At 73.3% G+C, this 18,609-nt stretch carries 15 protein-coding genes; 13 read left to right on the top strand and 2 right to left on the bottom strand.

What is annotated here, in order from left to right; translation table 11 throughout:
• Positions 1 to 60: 60 nt before the first annotated feature.
• The gene (locus OG494_RS22100) at positions 61 to 1,431 is read right to left on the bottom strand and encodes a DUF2252 domain-containing protein (RefSeq protein WP_328458603.1); all 1,371 of its coding nucleotides are present in this window, start codon (positions 1,429 to 1,431) and stop codon (positions 61 to 63) included.
• A gap of 104 nt (positions 1,432 to 1,535) precedes the next feature.
• On the bottom strand, positions 1,536 to 2,771 hold the full coding sequence (gene rocD, locus OG494_RS22095) for an ornithine--oxo-acid transaminase (RefSeq protein ID WP_328458601.1): 1,236 nt from the start codon (positions 2,769 to 2,771) through the stop codon (positions 1,536 to 1,538).
• 144 nt (positions 2,772 to 2,915) lie between these two features.
• Between rocD and OG494_RS22090 the strand changes: the two genes are divergently transcribed.
• The 13 genes from OG494_RS22090 to merB all read left to right on the top strand — a co-directional run bounded on the left by OG494_RS22090 (position 2,916) and on the right by merB (position 18,591).
• Positions 2,916 to 3,245, top strand: coding sequence for an ArsR/SmtB family transcription factor (locus OG494_RS22090; RefSeq protein ID WP_328458599.1), 330 nt, complete (start codon positions 2,916 to 2,918; stop codon positions 3,243 to 3,245).
• The gene (locus tag OG494_RS22085; RefSeq protein ID WP_328458597.1) at positions 3,242 to 3,709 is read left to right on the top strand and encodes an SRPBCC family protein; all 468 of its coding nucleotides are present in this window, start codon (positions 3,242 to 3,244) and stop codon (positions 3,707 to 3,709) included. The genes OG494_RS22090 and OG494_RS22085 overlap by 4 nt, the downstream gene beginning before the upstream one ends.
• Positions 3,710 to 3,726: 17 nt before the next feature.
• Positions 3,727 to 4,581 (top strand): PPK2 family polyphosphate kinase, encoded by an 855-nt coding sequence (locus OG494_RS22080; RefSeq protein ID WP_328458595.1) that lies wholly within the window; start codon positions 3,727 to 3,729, stop codon positions 4,579 to 4,581.
• A 20-nt stretch (positions 4,582 to 4,601) separates the two neighbouring features.
• Entirely contained in the window at positions 4,602 to 6,701 is a 2,100-nt protein-coding gene (locus tag OG494_RS22075) for a S9 family peptidase (RefSeq protein WP_328458593.1), read from the top strand.
• Positions 6,698 to 7,648: an LLM class F420-dependent oxidoreductase gene (locus OG494_RS22070; RefSeq protein ID WP_328458591.1), complete on the top strand. Its 951-nt coding sequence runs from the start codon at positions 6,698 to 6,700 to the stop codon at positions 7,646 to 7,648. Before OG494_RS22075 ends, OG494_RS22070 begins: the two co-directional genes overlap by 4 nt.
• 62 nt (positions 7,649 to 7,710) lie before the next feature.
• Complete coding sequence (locus OG494_RS22065) at positions 7,711 to 8,091, top strand: hypothetical protein (protein WP_328458589.1); 381 nt, start codon at positions 7,711 to 7,713, stop codon at positions 8,089 to 8,091.
• Positions 8,092 to 8,387: 296 nt separating this feature from the next.
• Positions 8,388 to 9,833, top strand: a complete 1,446-nt coding sequence (locus OG494_RS22060; protein WP_328458587.1) for a pyridoxal phosphate-dependent decarboxylase family protein — start codon at positions 8,388 to 8,390, stop codon at positions 9,831 to 9,833.
• Complete coding sequence (locus tag OG494_RS22055) at positions 9,830 to 11,116, top strand: lysine N(6)-hydroxylase/L-ornithine N(5)-oxygenase family protein (protein WP_328458585.1); 1,287 nt, start codon at positions 9,830 to 9,832, stop codon at positions 11,114 to 11,116. The genes OG494_RS22060 and OG494_RS22055 overlap by 4 nt, the downstream gene beginning before the upstream one ends.
• Positions 11,113 to 12,852 carry an IucA/IucC family protein gene (locus OG494_RS22050; protein WP_328458584.1) on the top strand — a complete coding sequence of 580 codons (1,740 nt, stop codon included), beginning with the start codon at positions 11,113 to 11,115 and terminating at the stop codon, positions 12,850 to 12,852. Before OG494_RS22055 ends, OG494_RS22050 begins: the two co-directional genes overlap by 4 nt.
• Complete coding sequence (locus tag OG494_RS22045) at positions 12,849 to 14,174, top strand: glutamine synthetase (RefSeq protein ID WP_328458992.1); 1,326 nt, start codon at positions 12,849 to 12,851, stop codon at positions 14,172 to 14,174. The genes OG494_RS22050 and OG494_RS22045 overlap by 4 nt, the downstream gene beginning before the upstream one ends.
• 64 nt (positions 14,175 to 14,238) lie before the next feature.
• On the top strand, positions 14,239 to 15,651 hold the full coding sequence (gene sthA / locus OG494_RS22040) for a Si-specific NAD(P)(+) transhydrogenase (protein ID WP_328458583.1): 1,413 nt from the start codon (positions 14,239 to 14,241) through the stop codon (positions 15,649 to 15,651).
• Between the two features lie 59 nt (positions 15,652 to 15,710).
• A complete protein-coding gene (locus OG494_RS22035; protein ID WP_328458581.1) occupies positions 15,711 to 17,630 on the top strand; it encodes an intein-containing Rv2578c family radical SAM protein in 1,920 nt (639 codons plus the stop codon).
• 358 nt (positions 17,631 to 17,988) lie between these two features.
• Positions 17,989 to 18,591 (top strand): organomercurial lyase, encoded by a 603-nt coding sequence (gene merB, locus OG494_RS22030; protein ID WP_328458579.1) that lies wholly within the window; start codon positions 17,989 to 17,991, stop codon positions 18,589 to 18,591.
• Positions 18,592 to 18,609 lie beyond the last annotated feature (18 nt).

Genomic DNA, 18,609 nt, shown 5'->3' with positions numbered 1-18,609 from the left:
AGGGTAGCCGTGACCGGCGGGTTCGATGACTTCGGTGATGCCGCGTCGCCGTCGGCAGCGTCATCCGGATGTGGTCGAACCCGAGAACGCCGCGTGGTCGGCCTCGGTGCGGTCGGCATAACGCACGGCGTACGCGCCGATCGCCTCGTCCAGCTCGGAGTCGTCGGCGAAGTAGCCGGACAGCAGTTGCGGGTGCAGCGACCGCGTGTGGGCGCGGGCGAGCAGCGCGCCGGCGAGCCGGCCGTAGTCGTCGAGGTGGTCCTTCTCCAGCTCCGCCGGGTCGATGTCGCCCTTGAGGTTGCGGAACTGGCGGACGATGTACGGGACGCCGTCGATCGTGGTCCAGCCGAGCAGGATGTCGGTCTCGGCCTGCACCAGCCGGGCGCCGTCGACGATCCGGCGGCCTTCGTGCTCGGCGGCGGGCAGGCCGAGGTACGGCCCGAGCGCGGGTGACGCCGCCTGTTTCACCTGCAGGACCAGGTCCTCGTCGTCGTTGCCGTGCAACAGTGCGACGTAGCTGCGGAGCCCGACGCTGCCGGTGCCGACCACGCGGAAGGCGACGTCGGCGATGCGGTAGCGCGAGATCAGCGTCCGCCGCGACTCGCGCAGGGTGTCCACATAGGACGTCAGGCCGGCGGCGACGGCTTCCGCGGTCGCCTCGCCGACGTGCGTCAGCACCGGCGGGTCTTCGACGAACCGGTGCCGTGCCAAGCCGGTCCGGTGGTCGTCGACGCGTTCGGTCCACTTCGCGACGACCTTCGCGCTGTCGTTCTTGCGGGCCTTCTCGGCGGCGTCGGCGAAGTCGTCGATCAGCTCGTCCGCGCGGGCCTTCGACAGCACCGACGAGTCCGGCAGCGCGTTCCAGCTCCGCAGGAACGGCAGTTCGGCGAGCGCGCGGATGGTCCGCCGGTACGACTTCGCCGCGTCCTCGGCGGCTTCCCGGCAGCCGGACTCGCCGATGCCGCCCTCGCGCCCGGCGAGCACCAGGCTCGCGGCGAGCCGCTTGAGGTCCCACTCCCACGGGCCGGGCACGGTCTCGTCGAAGTCGTTGATGTCCATCACGATCTTGCCCTCGGGCGTGCCGTAGAGCCCGAAGTTCGCGGCGTGCGCGTCGCCGCAGAGCTGCGCGGTGAGCCCGGAGTCCGGCGTGCCGGCGAGGTCGGCGCCCATCAGCCCGGCGGCGCCGCGGAAGAAGGTGAACGGCGAGGCGAGCATGCGTTCCCGGCGCAGCTCGGCCAGCTCGGGCAGCCGCCCGGCGTTGCTGGCCTCGAAGTACCGCGCGGGCGTCGGCCGGTCGTCCGCGGCGACGTCGTGATCGTGCGCGGTGACCGGCGTCTTCTCCCGGAGCCGCTTCCCCCGCTCGTACAGCTCGGCCGGCGTCACGCTGTCCGCGCCGGCCAGCGGCCGCTCCACCCATTCCCCTGATCCCATACCCACCCAACGCCCCATCCCGGGCAAACGCTCCCGAACGCCGTGAAGGCCCCCTTCACGGACATAGAGTCCCTCAAGGAGGCCTTCACGGACAGTCGAGCGGGTCAGGCGGGGCGGATCACCTCGGCGATCGCGTCGACGCCGCGGTCCAGCTCTTCGCGGGTGATCACCAGCGGCGGGGCGACGCGCAGCGTGTGGTCGTGCGTTTCCTTGCACAGCACACCGCGAGCGGCCAGGGCCTCCGACGCCTCGCGTCCCGACGGGCCGCCGGGGGCGATGTCGATGCCCGCCCACAGGCCGCGGCCGCGGACCTCGGACAGCCCGCTCCCGACCAGCTCGGTCAGCCGTGCGTGCAGGTGGGCGCCCAGTTCCGCCGAGCGCTGCTGGAACTCGCCGGTCCGCAGGAGCTTGACCACCGCGCGCCCGATCGCGCAGGCCAGGGGGTTGCCGCCGAACGTCGAGCCGTGCTCGCCGGGCTTCAGCACACCCAGGACGTCCCGGCTGCCGACGACCGCGGACACCGGCAGGATGCCGCCGCCGAGGGCCTTGCCCAGGGTGTAGACGTCCGCGCGGACGCCCTCGTGGTCCAGCGCCAGCACGGTGCCGGTGCGGGCCAGGCCGGACTGGATCTCGTCGGCGATCAGCAGGACGTTGTGCTCGTCGCACGCCGCGCGGACGTCGGCGAAGTAGCCCTCCGGCGGCACGATGACGCCGGCCTCGCCCTGCACCGGCTCGAGCAGCACAGCGGCCGTGCGCGGGGTGATCGCGTCGCGCAACGCGGCGGCGTCGCCGTACTTCACCGTGACGAAGCCCGGGGTGAACGGGCCGAAGTCGGCACGCGCGGTCTCGTCGGTCGAGAAAGACACGATCGTGGTGGTCCGGCCGTGGAAGTTGGAGCCGGCCACGATGATCTCGGCCGTGCCGTCCGGCACGCCCTTGACCTTGTGCGCCCACTTGCGGGCGAGCTTGACGGCGGACTCGACGGCCTCGGCGCCCGAGTTCATCGGCAGCACCATCTCGGTGCCGGTCAGCTCGGCCAGCTCGCGGCAGAACAGGCCCAGCTGGTCGTGGTGGAACGCCCGCGACGTGAGCGTGACGCGGCCGAGCTGCGCGACGGCGGCGTCGATCAGGTCCGGGTGGCGGTGGCCGAAGTTCAAGGCCGAGTAGCCGGACAGGAAGTCCAGGTAGGACCGGCCTTCGACGTCGGTGACCGTCGCGCCGGAGGCTTCGGCGATCACGACGGGCAGCGGGTGGTAGTTGTGCGTGCTCCATTGCTCGTCGAGCTCGATGAAGGTCGCGGCGGAGGGGGCGGCGGTTTCCCGGCCGGCGAACGTCGTCATGCGTTCAGGTTAGAGACCGAGGACGCGGAGTTCAGCCGGGAATCGTTGCTTTCACCCGTTGTTCGTTGCGCAATCCGCGGCTCGGACCCCCGAATCGCTGCGACGCGGTGGACGTCCACTTTGGTAAGTGATAACTTACGGTTCGTGGCGACTTACGGAAGCGACCAGCTGGCCGCGCTGGCCGACCCGTCGCGGCGCGCGATCGTCGAAGCGCTCCGGGCCGGGCCGCGCGCGGTCGGCGACTTGGCCGCGGACCTGCCGATCAGCCGCCCGGCCGTCTCCCAGCACCTCAAGGTGCTCAAGGAGGCCGGCCTGGTCGCCGACCGGGCGGCGGGTACGAAGCGGCTCTACCGCCTCGAACCCGACGGCATCGCCGCGGTGCGCGCCTACCTCGACCGCATGTGGTCCGACGCGCTGAAGTCCTTCGCCGACCTGGCGGAGGCCACCGAGTCCCGGCACGAGGAGCAGCCATGACGCTGGAGCCCATCCGCAAGACGATCACCGTCGCGTGCTCGCGCGAACACGCGTTCAGGACCTACACCGAGGCCTTCGACAGCTGGTGGCCGCGCGAGCACCACCTCGGCGCCGCCGGCCTCGCCGAAGCCGTGCTCGAACCGAAGCCGGGCGGACGCTGGTACGAGCGGCTGACCGACGGCTCCGAGTGCGACTGGGGCGAGGTCCTCGTCTGGGAGCCACCCGCCCGAGTGGTTCTGTCGTGGCGGATCGACGGCGACTGGAAGATCGACCCGGACCCGGCGCACGCCAGCGAGATCGACGTCCGCTTCGTCGAGGAAGGGCCGCGCAGCACGCGCGTCGAGCTGGAGCACCGCGGGTTCGAACGGCACGGCGAGACCGCGGCGAAGGTCCGTGACGGCGTCTCGTCCGACGGCGGACACGGCGGCCTGCTGAAGCGCTTCGCCGAGAAAGCCGCCGCCTGAGTCGTTAACCTCGCGGGATGGCCAAGAAGAAGGACGAGGGAAGCCGGGTCCGGGACGCGCTGCGGATCACCGGGGAGCTGCCGGAGCCGGGCTCGGCGCCGGTCGGGCCCGGCAAGAAGCCCAAGGCCCTCGCCAAGCTCGACACCGCGGGCGAGCGGCTGTCCGCGCTGCAGGAGGCGCTCTACGCCGAGGGTGTCGGCGGCGGGAACCGCAGTGTGCTGCTGGTGCTGCAGGGCATGGACACCTCGGGCAAGGGCGGCACGGTCTCGCACGTGCTGGGCCTGGTCAACCCGATGGGCGTCCACTACGCGGGGTTCAAGGCGCCGACCGCGGCCGAGCGCCGCCACCACTACCTCTGGCGGATCCGCAAGCAGCTGCCGGTGGCCGGCCAGATCGGCGTGTTCGACCGCTCGCACTACGAGGACATCCTCGTGCCGCGGGTGTCCGGGCTGCTCAGCGCCGAGGAGCGGCGCCGCCGCTACAGCGAGATCAACGCGTTCGAGCAGGAGCTGGCCGACGCCGGCACGACCGTGGTCAAGGTGTTCCTGCACATCTCGCCCGAGGAGCAGCTCAAGCGGCTGAAGGCCCGGCTGGAGACGCCCGAGAAGCACTGGAAGTACAACCCGGGCGACCTCGAGGCGCGCTCGCACTGGCCCGCCTACCAGAAGGCCTACGCCGACATCTTCAAGAAGACGTCGACGGACCACGCGCCGTGGCACGTCGTGCCGGCCGACCACAAGTGGTACCGGAACTGGGCGGTCGCCGAGCTGCTCATCGAGACGCTCGCCGAGCTGGACCCGAAGTTCCCGCAGCCGGACTATGACGTCGACGCCGAGCTGGCGAAGCTGAAGGGTGTTGGCGTACCGGCCTGAGCGTCTGGAAGAGTGCGGGCGTGACCGAAGTCGACGATCTCCCGTTCCTCCGCAAACAGGCCCGTACCCAGCGCTTCACCCTCGGCGCGCCGAAGGCGTTCCGGGTCGCCCCGGACGGTTCGCGCGTGCTGTTCCTGCGCGCGGAGTCGGGCACCGACCCGCGGCACAGCCTCTGGTCGGCCGACCTCGCGAGCGGCGTCGAGACGAAGGTCGTCGACGCTGCCGAGCTGCTGCCCGGCGAGGAGGAGCTGCCCGCCGAGGAGCGGGCGCGGCGTGAACGGGCCCGCGAGACCGGCGGCGGGGTCGTCCACTACGGCGTCGACGCGGGCTTCACGGTCGCGGCCTTCACACTCTCGGGCAAGCTGTACACCCTGGACCTCGCGTCCGGCGAGGTGACGCTGCGGGTCGACGGTGCGGTCATCGACCCGCGGCCGAGCCCGGCCGGCACGCACGTCGCGTACGTGCAGGACCGGCGGCTGCACGTCATCGAGCTGGCCACCGGCGACGACCGGGTGCTGGCCGGGGAGGACAGCGAAGACGTCACGTGGGGTCTCGCGGAGTTCATCGCCGCCGAGGAGATGGACCGCAACCGGGGTTACTGGTGGGCCCCGGACGGCACGGCCCTGCTGGCCGAGCGCGCCGACCGCGGCCCGGTGCCGCGCTGGACCATCGCCGACCCGGCCAACCCGCAGAACCCGGCCAACGTCGTCGCCTACCCGGCCGCGGGCACCACGAACGCCCTCGTCACGCTGGCGATCCTCGGCCTGGACGGCTCCCGCGTCGACGTCGCGCCGGGGGAGTGGGAGTACCTCGCCTCGGTGCACTGGTCGGCGGGCGGCGCGCCGCTGCTGGCCGTCGAGCCGCGCGACCAGACGCGGTTGGACGTGCTCGCCCTCGACGTCACCGACGGCTCGACGTCGGTCGTGCACACCACCGCCGACCAGCACTGGATCGACATCGTCGGCGGCGTCCCCGCGTGGACACCCGACGGGCGCCTGGTCACCGAGCGGATGGTCGACGGCGACCACCGGCTCTACGTCGGCGACGAGGCGATCACCCCGGCCGGGCTGCAGCTGCGCGCGGTCCTCGACGTCGGTGACGAGCTGCTGTTCAGCGCGTCGGATGAGGACTCGACGCAGATCCACGTCTACCGCACCGGAGACGGGTCGATCCACCGGCTGTCCACTGTGGACGGCGTGCACCACGGTGCCGGAAACGCCGGCGTCACGGTGTTGTCGTCGTGGAGCCTGGAGCACAGCGGCCCGCGCGTCTCGGTGCTGCGCGACGGCGCGGAAGTGGCGTCGATCGAGTCGTCCACTGTGGACCCGGACATCGTGCCGAACCTGACCTGGCTGACGCTGGGGGAGCGCGGCCTGCGCGGCGCCCTGCTGCTGCCGCGCGGGTACGAGCCGAGCGAGGGCAGGCTGCCGGTGCTGCTCGACCCGTACGGCGGTCCGCACGCCCAGCGTGTGCTGCAGAGCCGCAACGCGTTCCTGACGTCGCAGTGGCTGGCCGACCAGGGCTTCGCGGTGCTCGTCGCCGACGGCCGCGGCACGCCCGGGCGCGGCGCGGTGTGGGAGCGCGAGATCCACGGGCGCCTCGCCGACGTCACCCTGCAGGACCAGGTCGACGCGCTGCAGGCCGCGGCCGCGCGGTTCCCGGAGCTGGACGTCGAGCGCGTCGCGATCCGCGGCTGGTCCTACGGCGGTTACCTGTCCGCGCTGGCCGTGCTGCGCCGCCCGGACGTCTTCCACGCGGCGGTCGCGGGCGCGCCCGTCACGGACTGGTCGTTGTACGACACGCACTACACCGAGCGCTACCTCGGGAAACCGCAGGACGATCCGGAAAGCTACGCGCACAACTCGCTGATCGAGAGCGCCGGCGAGCTGAGCCGCGCGCTGCTGATCGTGCACGGGCTCGCCGACGACAACGTGTTCGTCGCCCACTCGCTGCGGCTGTCGTCGGCGCTGCTGGCGAAGGGCCGCTCGCACGTGTTCCTGCCGCTGGCCGGGGCCACCCACATGACGCCGCAGGCCGAAGAGGTCGCGGAGAACCTGATGCGCACCCAGGTCGACTGGATCCTGCGTGAGCTTTCCGTCGTGGACAAGGAGAACGCATGAGCCGCTGGGGCCTCACGATCCCGCTGACCGGGGTGCCGTTGACGGCGCACCGCGAGCTGGTCGAGCAGCTGCCGGACCTGGGCTACACCGACGCGTGGACGGCGGAGACCGCGGGCACGGACGCGTTCACGCCGCTCGTGCTCGCGTCGCAGTGGGCACCGCAGCTGCGGCTCGGCACCGCGATCGTGCCGGTCTACACGCGCGGCCCGGGCCTGCTGGCGATGCAGGCGGCGACCGTCGCCGAGCTGGCGCCGGGCCGGTTCGTGCTCGGCATCGGCGCGTCGTCCCCGGTGATCGTGGAGAACTGGAACGCGGCTCCGTTCGAAGAGCCGTTCGCGCGGTCGCGGGACACGCTGCGGTTCCTGCGCTCGGCGCTGACGGGGGAGAAGGTCAGCGAGAAGTACGACACGTTCGCCGTCAGCAAGTTCCGCCTGGAGCGCCCGGCCGACCCGCCGCCGTCGATCATGCTGGCCGCCTTGCGCCCCGGCATGCTGAAGCTGGCGGCCCGCGAGGCGGACGGCGCCATCACGAACTGGCTGGCGCCCACGGACGTGCCCAAGGTGCGTTCGGTCATCGGCCCGGACGTCGAGCTGGCGGCCCGGATCTTCGTCTGCCCCACCGAGGACGCCGCGGCGGCGCGGGGTCTCGGCCGGATGCTGATCTCGAGCTACCTGACGGTCCCGGTGTACGCGGCGTTCCACGAGTGGCTCGGCCGCGGCGAGGCGCTCGCCCCGATGCACGAGGCCTGGGCGGCGGGCGACCGGCAGAAGGCCAACCAGGTCATCCCGGACGCGGTGGTGGACGACCTGATCGTCCACGGCAGCCTCGACTCGTGCCGCGAACAGGTCCAGTCCTATGTGGACAACGGCCTGACCACGCCGATCATCGCCCTGCTCCCGACCGGCGGCGACCCGTTCGAGCAGGTCCGGGCGCTGGCGCCGCGCTGACCCGCTGACGACCCGGGGAAACCCGGTTGCCGTACGGCGGTGACCGGGTGTTCCCTGGGCGGGTGAGACGGAAGACGCCGCAGGAGAAGAAGCGGCTCAGCTACCTGAAGGACCGGCGCGACGACTACGGCGAGAACGCCAAGTCGTCGCGCAAGAACCTGCCGCGCAGCAAGGCTTTCGCGAGGCGGGCCAACCGCGCGCACGAAAGCCTCACCCTGCGCGCGGCGACCGGCAACCCCGACGACGTCCGCGCGGAGGCGGCGGAACAACGGCTGCTTTCCCGGCGTCGCCGGGTGAAGCGCAAGTGGGGTGACAGCGCGCTCGCCGACTACCTCGACTGGAAGCTCGACCGCCGCGCCGGCCGCGAAGACGGCCGGGCGACCCGCCTGATCGAGGCCCGCGACCGCGTCCGCCGGCGCCTCGGCCGCCCGGACTCGGACTAGCCCGGCCTTTCCGGTCGCCGTGTTGGCCACTCCGGTCACTGTGTCGGCCGTTGCCGGGCGGCCCGGCCGTTCCCGAACGGCCAACACGATGCCCGGAGTGGCCCACACGGGCGGGCGATCCGTACTCGCAGCCCGTCGTCACAGTCGATCACCTTCGTGGCCGAACCTACTCCCGATGGCCGACGCGTTCCCGCCGGTCGGTCGCGCATGCTGGAACGGGGCCGGGTGACACGCAGCCTTCGGTCGCCGTACTGTTGCCCAGCGTAGGCAAGGCAACCCTAAGGAAGGCGGGGTACATGCGGGGAGACGGGCTGGCCGGGGGCGAAGGCGGCGCGGACCGGCTCGGGGAGCTGATCCCGGCGGCACTGCGCGGCATGGCGGCCGGCGTCGCCGAGCGCGGCGGGCCGGTGCCGGCCGGTGGACCCGCGGCGGTGGCCGCGGCGCTCGCCGCCGAAGGGGGCGCTCTGCCACGCCGGGGTGTCGGCGCCGAGGTTGCGCTCGAGGAGCTCAGCCGGCTGCTCGCGGCGGGCTCGGCCGATCCCGCCGATCCGGCCTGCGCGGCGCACCTGCACTGCCCGCCGCTCGCGGTGTCCGTCGCCGCCGACGTCGTGGCGAGCGCGCTCAACCCGTCGATGGACTCCTGGGACCAGGCGCCGGTGGCCAGCGAGCTGGAACGCGAGTTCACCACCGGCATCGCCCGCCTCTGCTACCCGGACGCCGCCGCGCCGGACGCCGTCGTGACCACCGGCGGCACCGAATCGAACCTGCTCGGCCTGCTGCTGGCCCGCGAGCGGGACCCGCACGTCCGGCCCGTCTGCGGCGTCAACGCCCACCACAGCGTGGCCCGCGCGGCCTGGCTGCTCGGCCTGCCCGCGCCGGTCGTCGTCGCCTGTGAGGGCGACCGCCTGCTGCCCGGGGAGCTCGCCGGCGCCCTCCGCGAGCTGGGCGCGTCCGCCGTCGTCGTCGCGACCGCCGGGACGACCAACACCGGCACGATCGACCCGATGCCGGAGATCGCCGAAGTCTGCCGGCGGGCGGGGGCCCGTCTGCACGTCGACGCCGCGTACGGCGGGATGGTGCTGTGCAGCGCCGGCCTGCGGGAGCGGCTCGCCGGGCTGGAGCTGGCCGACTCCGTCGCGCTCGACCTGCACAAGTTCGGCTGGCAGCCGGTCGCGGCGGGGCTCTTCGCCGCCCGTGAGGCCGCCGACCTCGGCGCGCTGACCGTGCGGGCCGAGTACCTCAACGCCGACGACGACACCGAGGCCGGCCTGCCGGACCTGCTCGGCCGCTCGATCCGGACGTCGCGGCGCCCGGACGCGTTCCGGATGGCCGTCACCGTGCGAGCGCTGGGCACCGACGGCCTCGGCGCGCTCGTCGAGCACTGCTGCGACACCGCCCAGGGCGTCGCGGCGGTCGTCGACGCCCACCCCGGCCTGCGGCTCTGGGGCGCGCCGGAGCTGTCCACCGTGGTCCTGCGCCCGGTCGTCGCCGACGACCTCGCGGACCCCGAAGCCGACGAGCTCGTCGCCCGGGTGCGCCGCGCGCTGTTGGAGGCGGGCACCGCGGTGATCGGGCGGGCCGCGCTGCCGACCGGCCCCGGCGGCGCGCCGCAGCTGTGGCTCAAGCTGACGCTGCTGCACCCCGGCACCACCGTCGAGGACTACCGCCCGCTGCTGGACCGGATCGCCGCCACCGCGGGTGCCGAGCTCGTCGCGAACCGGGAAAGCCCGGTCGCTTCGTGAGGCGCCACCACCTGGCGGGCATCGGGATCGGGCCGTTCAACCTCTCGCTCGCGGCGCTCGCCGCCCCGGTCGACGGGCTGGACGCGGTGTTCTTCGACGCCCGCCCGGAGTTCCGGTGGCACCCGGGCCTGCTGGTCGAGGGCGCGAGCCTGCAGGTGCCGTTCCTCGCCGACCTGGTGACGCTGGTCGACCCGACGAACCCGTTGTCGTTCCTCAACTACCTGCGCGACCGCGGCCGGCTGCTGCCGTTCTACTTCGCCGAGCGGTTCCACCTGCCGCGCGCCGAATACGACGACTACGGCCGCTGGGCCGCCGCGCGGCTGCCGTCGTGCTGGTTCGGCCATGAGGTCACCGACGTCCGCTGGAACGCGGCCGAAGCGGCGTTCGAGCTGACGGTCGCCGGCGCCGAACCGGTGCTCGCCGACGCCGTCGTGCTCGGCGTCGGCTCGGTGCCGTCGGTGCCGGAACCGTTGCGGGACCTGGTCTCGGACCCGGACACCCTCGCGCTGCACGCCGCGGACTACCTCACCCACCGCGACGCGCTGGTGGCCGCCGAGAGCGTCACAGTGGTCGGGTCCGGGCAGTCGGGCGCCGAGGTCGTCCTCGACCTGCTGCGCGCGCGATCCACTGTGGACGGCTTGCGCTGGCTCGCGCGCACCCCGGCGTTCGCGCCGATGGAGTACTCGAAGCTGGGGCTGGAGCAGTTCACCCCGGACTACACCGCCTACTTCCACGGCCTGCCGGGCGCGGTCCGCGACCGGCTGCTGCCCACACAGTGGCAGCTGTACAAGGGGATCGACGCCGAGACGATCGCCGCGATCCACGACGAGCTCTACCGCCGCAGCATCGGCGGCGGCTGGCCCGGCGCGGTGCTGAGCCCGGGCGTCGAGGTCGTCTCGGCGTCCACTGTGGATGGCTATGTCGACTTGGGACTGCGGCACGCGCAGCAGGGCCGCGACGGGACCGTGCGCACCGCCGCCGTCGTCGCCGCCACCGGCTATCGCGAAACGCCGACCGGGCCGTTGCTCGCCGGCCTCGGTGACGCCGTCCGCCGCGACGACCGGGGCCGGCTCGTGGTCGGCCCCGACCACCGGGTCGCCCTCGACGTGCCGGGGCCGCTGTTCGTGCAGAACGCGGAACGGCACACGCACGGGCCGGGCGCGCCCGACCTCGGCCTGGGGGCCTGGCGGGCGGCCGTGATCCTCAACGCCGTGTGCGGCAAGACCGTGCACGAGCTGCCCGACCGCACCGCTTTCACCACGTTCGGCCTGGAGGAGAAGTGAGCATCGACGAGGCGGCCGCCTGGCGCGCGGCCGGTGCCCTGATCACGCACAAGATGCTCGGCGAGCTGTCGTACGAGCACATGCTGGAGCCGGTGGCCGACGGCGACAGCTACCGGCTCGAGCTGCCGGACGACGTCACCTACACCTTCCGCGCCCGGCGCGGCGCGTTCGACGCCTGGACGGTCGTGCCGGGCAGCGCGCACCGGTCCGGCGAGCCGGTCACCGACCCGCGCGCGCTCGTCGTGGACGCGCGGAAGACGTTGGGGCTCAGCGGGTTGCGCCTGGCCGACGTGCTGGCCGAGCTGACCGCGACGGTCGCCAACGAGGCCGCCCGCCTGCGCCGCGCGCCGACCGCCGCCGAGCTGTCCACACTGGACTACAACGTCGCCGACGGGCACCTCACGGGGCACCCGCGGCTGGTGCTCAACAAGGGCCGCGTCGGCTTCTCGGCGGCCGACCGCGCCCGCTACGCGCCGGAGGCCGGGGCCGACGTCCGGCTGCGCTGGTTCGCCGTCCACCCCGACCACGCCGAGTTCCGCAGTGTCGGCGAACTGAGCCGGGACGCGTTGCTGGACGCCGAACTCGGCGACCTGCGAGCGGAGTTCGCCGGGCGCGCGCCCGACAACTACGTGTGGGTGCCGGTGCACCCGTGGCAGGCCGACGAAATCCTCGGCACGCTCTACGCCGCCGAGCTCGCCACCGGTGTCATGATCGACCTCGGCGAGAGCGCCGACGGCTACCGCGCGCACCAGACGGTCCGGACGCTCGCGAACGTGAGCGCGCCCGGGCGGCACGACGTCAAGACCGCGGTGTCGGTGCGGAACACACTCGTCTACCGGGGGCTCAACTCCGCGGCCACGCTCGCCGGGCCGTCCGTGACGTCGTGGCTGCGCCGGGTCAGCGCCGGCGATCCGCTCCTGGCCGAGAAGTACCGGTTCGGGCTGCTCGGCGAGGTCGCGAGCGTGTCGGTCAAGCATCCGTTGTTCGGGCACCTGGAGGAGCTGCCGTACCGGTTCCACGAGACCCTGGGTGCCTTGTGGCGGGAGCCCCTCACCGCACACCTCGGCGACGGCGAGCGCGCGATTTCGTTCGCCGCCCTGCCTTATCGCGGCCCCGACGGCGTCTCCGTGCTCGCCCACCTGATCGGCGGCGGTGACCCGGAGGCGTGGCTGACGCGGTTGTTCGACCTGACGCTCACGCCGTTGCTGCAGTGGCTGCTGCGCCACGGTGTCGGCTTCTGCCCGCACGGCCAGAACCTGATCCTCGTCGTCGACGCCGCCGGCGTGCCGCAGCGGGCGCTGATCAAGGACTTCGCCCAGGGCGTCGACCTGCTCGACGAGCAGCTCGAGAGCTACGAAAGCCTCCCGCCCGAGGCGGCCGCCGACATGCTGCGCTGGCCCGCGCACCTGCTCGCGCAGTCGCTGTTCAGCTCGGTGTTCTCCGGGCAGTTCCGGTTCTGGGCCGAGGTGCTGCTCGACGAGCTGGGCCTGCCGCGGGCGAAGTTCTGGGCGCCGGTGCGGGAGATCGTCGGCCGCTACCGCGACGAGAACCCGGACGTCGCCGCGCGGTTCGACGCGTGCCGGCTGTTCGCGCCGGACGTCGAGCGCGTCACGCTCAACCGCGAGCACTTCGCCGGGCAGGGCTTCGACAAGGTGGAGCGCGACGACGAGTTCGACGTCCGCTTCGGCCGGGTGCCGAACCCGCTGCACGCCGCGGATCCCGGCGGCGCGTGGTGACGCCGTTCGCGCGCCCGGTCGGCCCGCGGTCGCTGGCCGACCGGCGCGCGGCGGCCGTGACCGGGGAAGCCGTGCTGCGCGGGGTGCTCGCCGAGGACGGCGCGCGCCTGCTCCTGCTGGTGCCCGATCCGCACGCCCGCTTCGCCGCCGTCGAGCTGGCCGCGCCGTTCGCCGCCGACGTCCTCACCGACGGGTACGGCGTCTGCAGCTACGTCTTCGCGTGGACGCCCGAGCGCGCGGCGCTGCCCGGGTCCGGCGCGCTCGGTGGCTACCTGAATGGCTACCTGGAGGGGTACGGCGACCTGCGGATGCGGCCGGACGCGGCGAGCGCGATCCCGCTCGGCGACCGGACGTGGGCGGTGGTGTGCGACGCCGGGTGGCCGTCCGGGCCGGTCGCGGAACTGGCCCCGCGCGAAGTGCTGCGCGGGCAGCTCGAAGCGCTCGAAGGGCTCGGGCTGGTGCCGTCGGTCGGCATCGAGCACGAGGTGGTGTTCCGCGACGCGGCCGGCGAGCCGCTCACCGCGCACGGCGTCGACTACGCGGTCGGCGGCACCGAACGCCTGGCGCCGCTGCTGCGCGACCTGCGGGTGGCGCTCGACGAGGCCGGGCTGGGCGTCGAGTCGGCGCGCGCGGAGTGCCACCCGGGCCAGTACGAGATCGTGCTGCGCCACCGCGACGCGCTCGCCGCCTGCGACGACGTCCTGCTGCAGCAGCTGATCGTCCGCCGGGTCGCGGCGCGCCACGGCGTCACCGCGGATTACCTGGCCGCGCCCGCGCCGGGACAGGGGAACTCGGGGCACGTGCACCTGTCGCTGTCCACAGTGGACGGCTCGCCGCCGGACCTGCTGGGCGGGTTCCTGGCCGGCGTCCTGCGCGACGCGCGGGCGCTGACGGCGGTGTGGTCGCCGACGTGGAACGGCTTCGTCCGGCTGCGGACGGCGCCGTTCTCGCCGCGTGAGGTCCGCTGGGGCCACGACGACCGGACGGCGTCGGTCCGGGTGGCGGGGCCCGCGGAGAACCGCCGCCTGGAGTTCCGGTTCCCGGGCGCGGACGCCCAGCCCCACCTGGTCCTCGCGGCGCTGCTGGCGGCCGGGCGGTTCGGGCTGGAGGAGGGCCTGACACCGCCGGCCCCGGGGGTCTCGGCCGGCTCGCTGGCGACTTCACCGTGGGAGGCGCTGGCGCTGCTCTCGGACGGCCGGGTCGGCAAGCTGCTCGGCGTGGACGTCGCGGCGCAGCTGACGGCGCTGCTCACGGAGGAGATCGAGTCCGGTCTGGACGCCGTGACCGGCTGGCAGCGGCGCCGGGGCGCCCTCCGGGCCTGAGCGTGCGCCCCTCTTCACCCGCTGGGGGTTGCGCGGCGGGCTCCGGGTGCGCAGGCTCGACACCGTGAGCGAGCACGAGTACGACCTCATCGTCATCGGTTCCGGCCCGGGCGGGCAGAAGGCCGCCATCGCGGCGGCGAAACTGGGCAAGAAGGTGGCGGTCGTCGACCGGCACGACATGGTCGGCGGGGTGTGCGTCAACACCGGCACGATCCCGTCCAAGACCCTGCGCGAAGCGGTGCTCTACCTGACCGGCATGAACCAGCGCGAGCTGTACGGCGCCAGCTACCGGGTCAAGCAGGACATCACCATCGCCGACCTGCTGGCGCGCACCCAGCACGTGGTCGGGCGCGAGGTCCAGGTGGTGCGCGCCCAGCTGATGCGCAACCACGTCGACCTGATCGCCGGCATGGGCTCGTTCGCCGACCCGCACACCGTCGTCGTCGACGGCAAGCACGCCGGCGACCGCCGGACGTTGACCGGCGACTACGTCGTGATCGCCACCGGCACCCGGCCCGCGCGGCCCGGGCACGTCGACTTCGACGCCGCCCGCGTGCTCGACTCCGACGAGATCCTGCGGCTCGAGTCGATTCCGTCGTCGCTCGTCGTGGTCGGCGCGGGCGTGATCGGCATCGAGTACGCGTCGATGTTCGCCGCGCTCGGCTCGCGGGTCACCGTGGTCGAGCAGCGCGACCAGATGCTGGACTTCTGCGACCCCGAGATCGTCGAGTCGCTGAAGTTCCAGCTGCGCGACCTCGGCGTCACGTTCCGGTTCGGCGAGAAGGTCGCCGACGTCGCGGTGTCCGACGACGCGACGATCACGACCCTGGTCAGCGGCAAGCGCATCCCGGCCGACGGCGTGATGTACTCCGCCGGCCGCCAGGGCATGACCGGCTCGCTCGCGCTGGACCAAGCCGGGCTGGCCGCGGACGAGCGCGGCCGGCTCGTCGTCGACGAGCACTACCGCACCGAGGTCCCGCACATCTACGCGGTCGGCGACGTGATCGGCTTCCCGGCGCTGGCGGCGACATCGATGGACCAGGGGCGGCTCGCGGCGTACCACGCCTTCGGCGAGCCGGCGAACGGCCTCGGCGCGCTGCAGCCGATCGGGATCTACACGATCCCGGAGATCTCGTACGTCGGCGCCACCGAGGCGCAGCTGACGTCGTCGTCGGTGCCGTACGAGGTCGGCATCGCCCGCTACCGCGAGCTCGCGCGCGGCCAGATCACCGGCGACAGCTACGGCATGCTGAAGCTGCTGGTGTCCACGAAGGACCGGAAGCTGCTGGGCGTGCACGTGTTCGGCACGGGCGCGACCGACCTGGTCCACATCGGACAGGCGGTGATGGGCTGCGGCGGCACGGTCGACTACCTCGTCGACGCGGTCTTCAACTACCCGACGCTCTCGGAGGCCTACAAGGTGGCCGCGCTGGACGCCACCAACAAGATCCGCGCCTTGGACCGGTTCACCTCCTGACGCCCCATCCGCACCACCCGTCCCACCCGCCGCGAACGCGTTTGACACCCCAATAGAACATGTGTTCGACTGCCGGAGTGCGATGGGATCGGCAGCGAGCAGGGGAGGGTGAGCCGGCACTGCCCGGGCTGGAAGGCCTGGTGCGTTCCGTGCGGTCACCGGAATTCGACGGCGTCACCTTTCACGAGGTGAACGCCCGCTCGGTGCTGAACAAGGTGCCCGCGGGCTCCGGGGTGCCGTTCGGCTGGACGGTCAACCCGTACCGCGGCTGCTCCCACGCCTGCACGTACTGCTTGGAGGGCGGTACCCGGATCCTGCTCGCCGACGGCCGGACGCGGGCGCTGTCGGAGCTGAAGGCCGGCGACGCGATCTACGGCACCCGCGGCCACGGCGCGGCCCGGCGGCTGGTGCCGACCAAGGTGCTCGCGCACTGGACGACGCTGCGCGACGCCTACCGCGTCACCCTCGACGACGGCACCCGGCTCGTCGCGAGCGGCGATCACCGGTTCCTCACCTCGAAGGGCTGGAAGCACGTCACCGGCAGCAGACTCGGCGTCGCCCAGCGGCCGCACCTGACCCCCGGCGCGGAGCTGATCGGCGTCGGCCGGTTCGAGCCGACGCCGGACGAGACGCTCGGGTACCGCGCCGGCTACCTGTGCGGGATGCTGCGCTCCGGCGGGTTCGCCGCGGAGCCGGACGCGGCCGCGCGGGCGCTGGAGTACCTGCCGGACTTCGGGGCGTCGGTCGGCTTCCTCAAGGTGCCCGCCGACCCGGACGCGCACTGGCGGCGCGGGTTCCTGGCCGGTGTCTTCGACCTCGCCGGCAGCCACGGCCGCGGCCTGCTGTCCGTCGCGCACGACGAGCCGGAGATCACCGACGCCTTCGCGGCCGCGCTCACCGCCTTCGACTTCGCGCACCAGCTCGACGAAGTGCCGAAGTTCCCGACGCGCCAGGAGGTCCGGCTGCTCGGCGGCGCCGGCGAAGTCCTCCGGTTCCTGCACCTGAGCAACCCGGCGGTCGGCTGGAAACGCTCGCTCGACGGTTCGGTGATCGGCGCCAGCAGGCGGCGCGTCGAGGCGATCGAGGCGCTGGGCCTGCAGCTCCCGCTGTTCGACATCACCACCGGCACCGGCGACTTCATCGCCGACGGCATGGTGTCGCACAACTGCTTCGCCCGGAACACCCACACCTACCTCGACTTCGACGCCGGCCACGACTTCGACACCCAGGTGGTCGTCAAGATCAACGCCCCGCAGGTGCTGGCCGCGCAGCTGAAACGGCCGTCCTGGCAGCGCGAGCCGGTCGCGATGGGCACCAACACCGACCCGTACCAGCGCGCGGAGGGCCGCTACGGGCTGATGCCGGGCATCATCACGGTGCTCGCGCGCTCCGGCACGCCGTTGTCGGTGCTCACGAAGGGCACGGTGCTGGCCAGGGACCTGCCGCTGCTGCAGAGCGTCGCGGCGGACGTCCCGGTCGGCCTCGCCGTGTCGATCGCGCTGTTCGACCGCGAGCTGCAGCACCGCCTAGAGCCGGGGACGCCGAGCCCGCAGGCGCGGCTGGAGCTCGTCCGCAAGGCCCGCGAGGCCGGGCTGCCGTGCTCGGTCCTGGTGGCGCCGGTGCTGCCGTGGCTGACCGACTCCGCCGAGGCCCTCGACGCGCTGTTCGCGCGCCTGGCCGAGGTGGGCGCGTCGAGCGTGACGGTCATCCCGCTGCACCTGCGCCCCGGCGCCCGCGAGTGGTTCGGCCGCTGGCTGGCGGGGACGTACCCGGCGCTGGTCCCGCGCTACCGGGAGCTGTACGCGAAGGGGAGTTATGTCCGGAAGGCCTACCGCGAGCGGCTCGGGGAGCGCGTGGCGCCGCTGCTGCGACGGCACGGGCTGGCCCCGAAGACCGGGTACGAGCCGCGGCTTCCGGAACCGCCGGTGCCCGCGCCGCGGGGCGACGTCGCGCCCGCCGAGCAGCTGCGGCTGTTGTGACGGTGCCCGCGCGGGGCGGCCGGGACCCACCGGGCCGGGAGCCGCCGGTGCCCACCCAGCGGGACGACCACCCGGGCGGGGGGCGACTCCGGCTAGGCTGACGCCCGTGGCGCAGATCCGCCACGGTTGGTTTGATTGTCCTTTATGGGCCACCATTTCAGTACGTGATCCCCTCACCGGGCGGCCGTGTGAGTGAGGCCGTCACCCCGGACACCACGCCGCTGCACCGTTCGCCGTAACCCGGCGGCACTTGCGCGCGCGGAGTCGGGTGCTTGCGGGAAAATGTCCGATCGTGTCGTTGTCGGCCCCCCTCGTCGGCGCCTAACGTCGAAGGGATCGATCCGAAAGGAGCCGGACGTTGACGACCTCGCAGACCGACCGTGTCGCGGCGGCCCGGCTCGCCTGGGCCGCGCTCAAGCTGACCCGGGCCGGCCGCCACCCGGTGGGCGTCGACCGCCTCGCCGGGACCGTCGGTGTCACCCCCGCCGAAGCGCGGCGGCTCGTCGAGCTGATCGGGTTCACCCTGCACCGCGACCTCGTCTCGACCGGCCCCGCGCCGCGCGGCGCCCACCACCGGCTCGAACCGGCCGAAGGCACCCTCGGCGCCGGCCCGGACGGCTCGGTCGACATGTTCCTGCTGGCCCTCGCGACCAACGAGCCGGTGCACGCCGTCGCGACCTGCCCGGTCACCGGCACCCGCATCCGCATCGAGCTCACGTCGCGGGGCATCGTGCAGGCCGACCCGCCCTCCGCCGTCGTCGCCGCGATCGACCTCGGCTTCGGCCTCGACCACGTCGAAGCCGTCGCGTGCGCCGGGCAGCCGTTCTTCGCGTCCGCGTCGGCGGCCGCGAACTGGCTGGTCGCGCACCCCGGCGGCCGCATCTACCAGGTCGCCGCCTACCTGGCCCAGGCCCACCGGTTGGTGGCCGCGCTGGAGGCCCGGCCCAAGTTCGTTCTTTGACGCGGGGACCGAGGAGCA

The organism is Amycolatopsis sp. NBC_00438, from assembly GCF_036026695.1.
GTDB lineage: Bacteria > Actinomycetota > Actinomycetes > Mycobacteriales > Pseudonocardiaceae > Amycolatopsis.
Note: the sequence above shows the minus strand (reverse complement) of the source record. Positions and strands in the feature narration are given on the sequence as shown.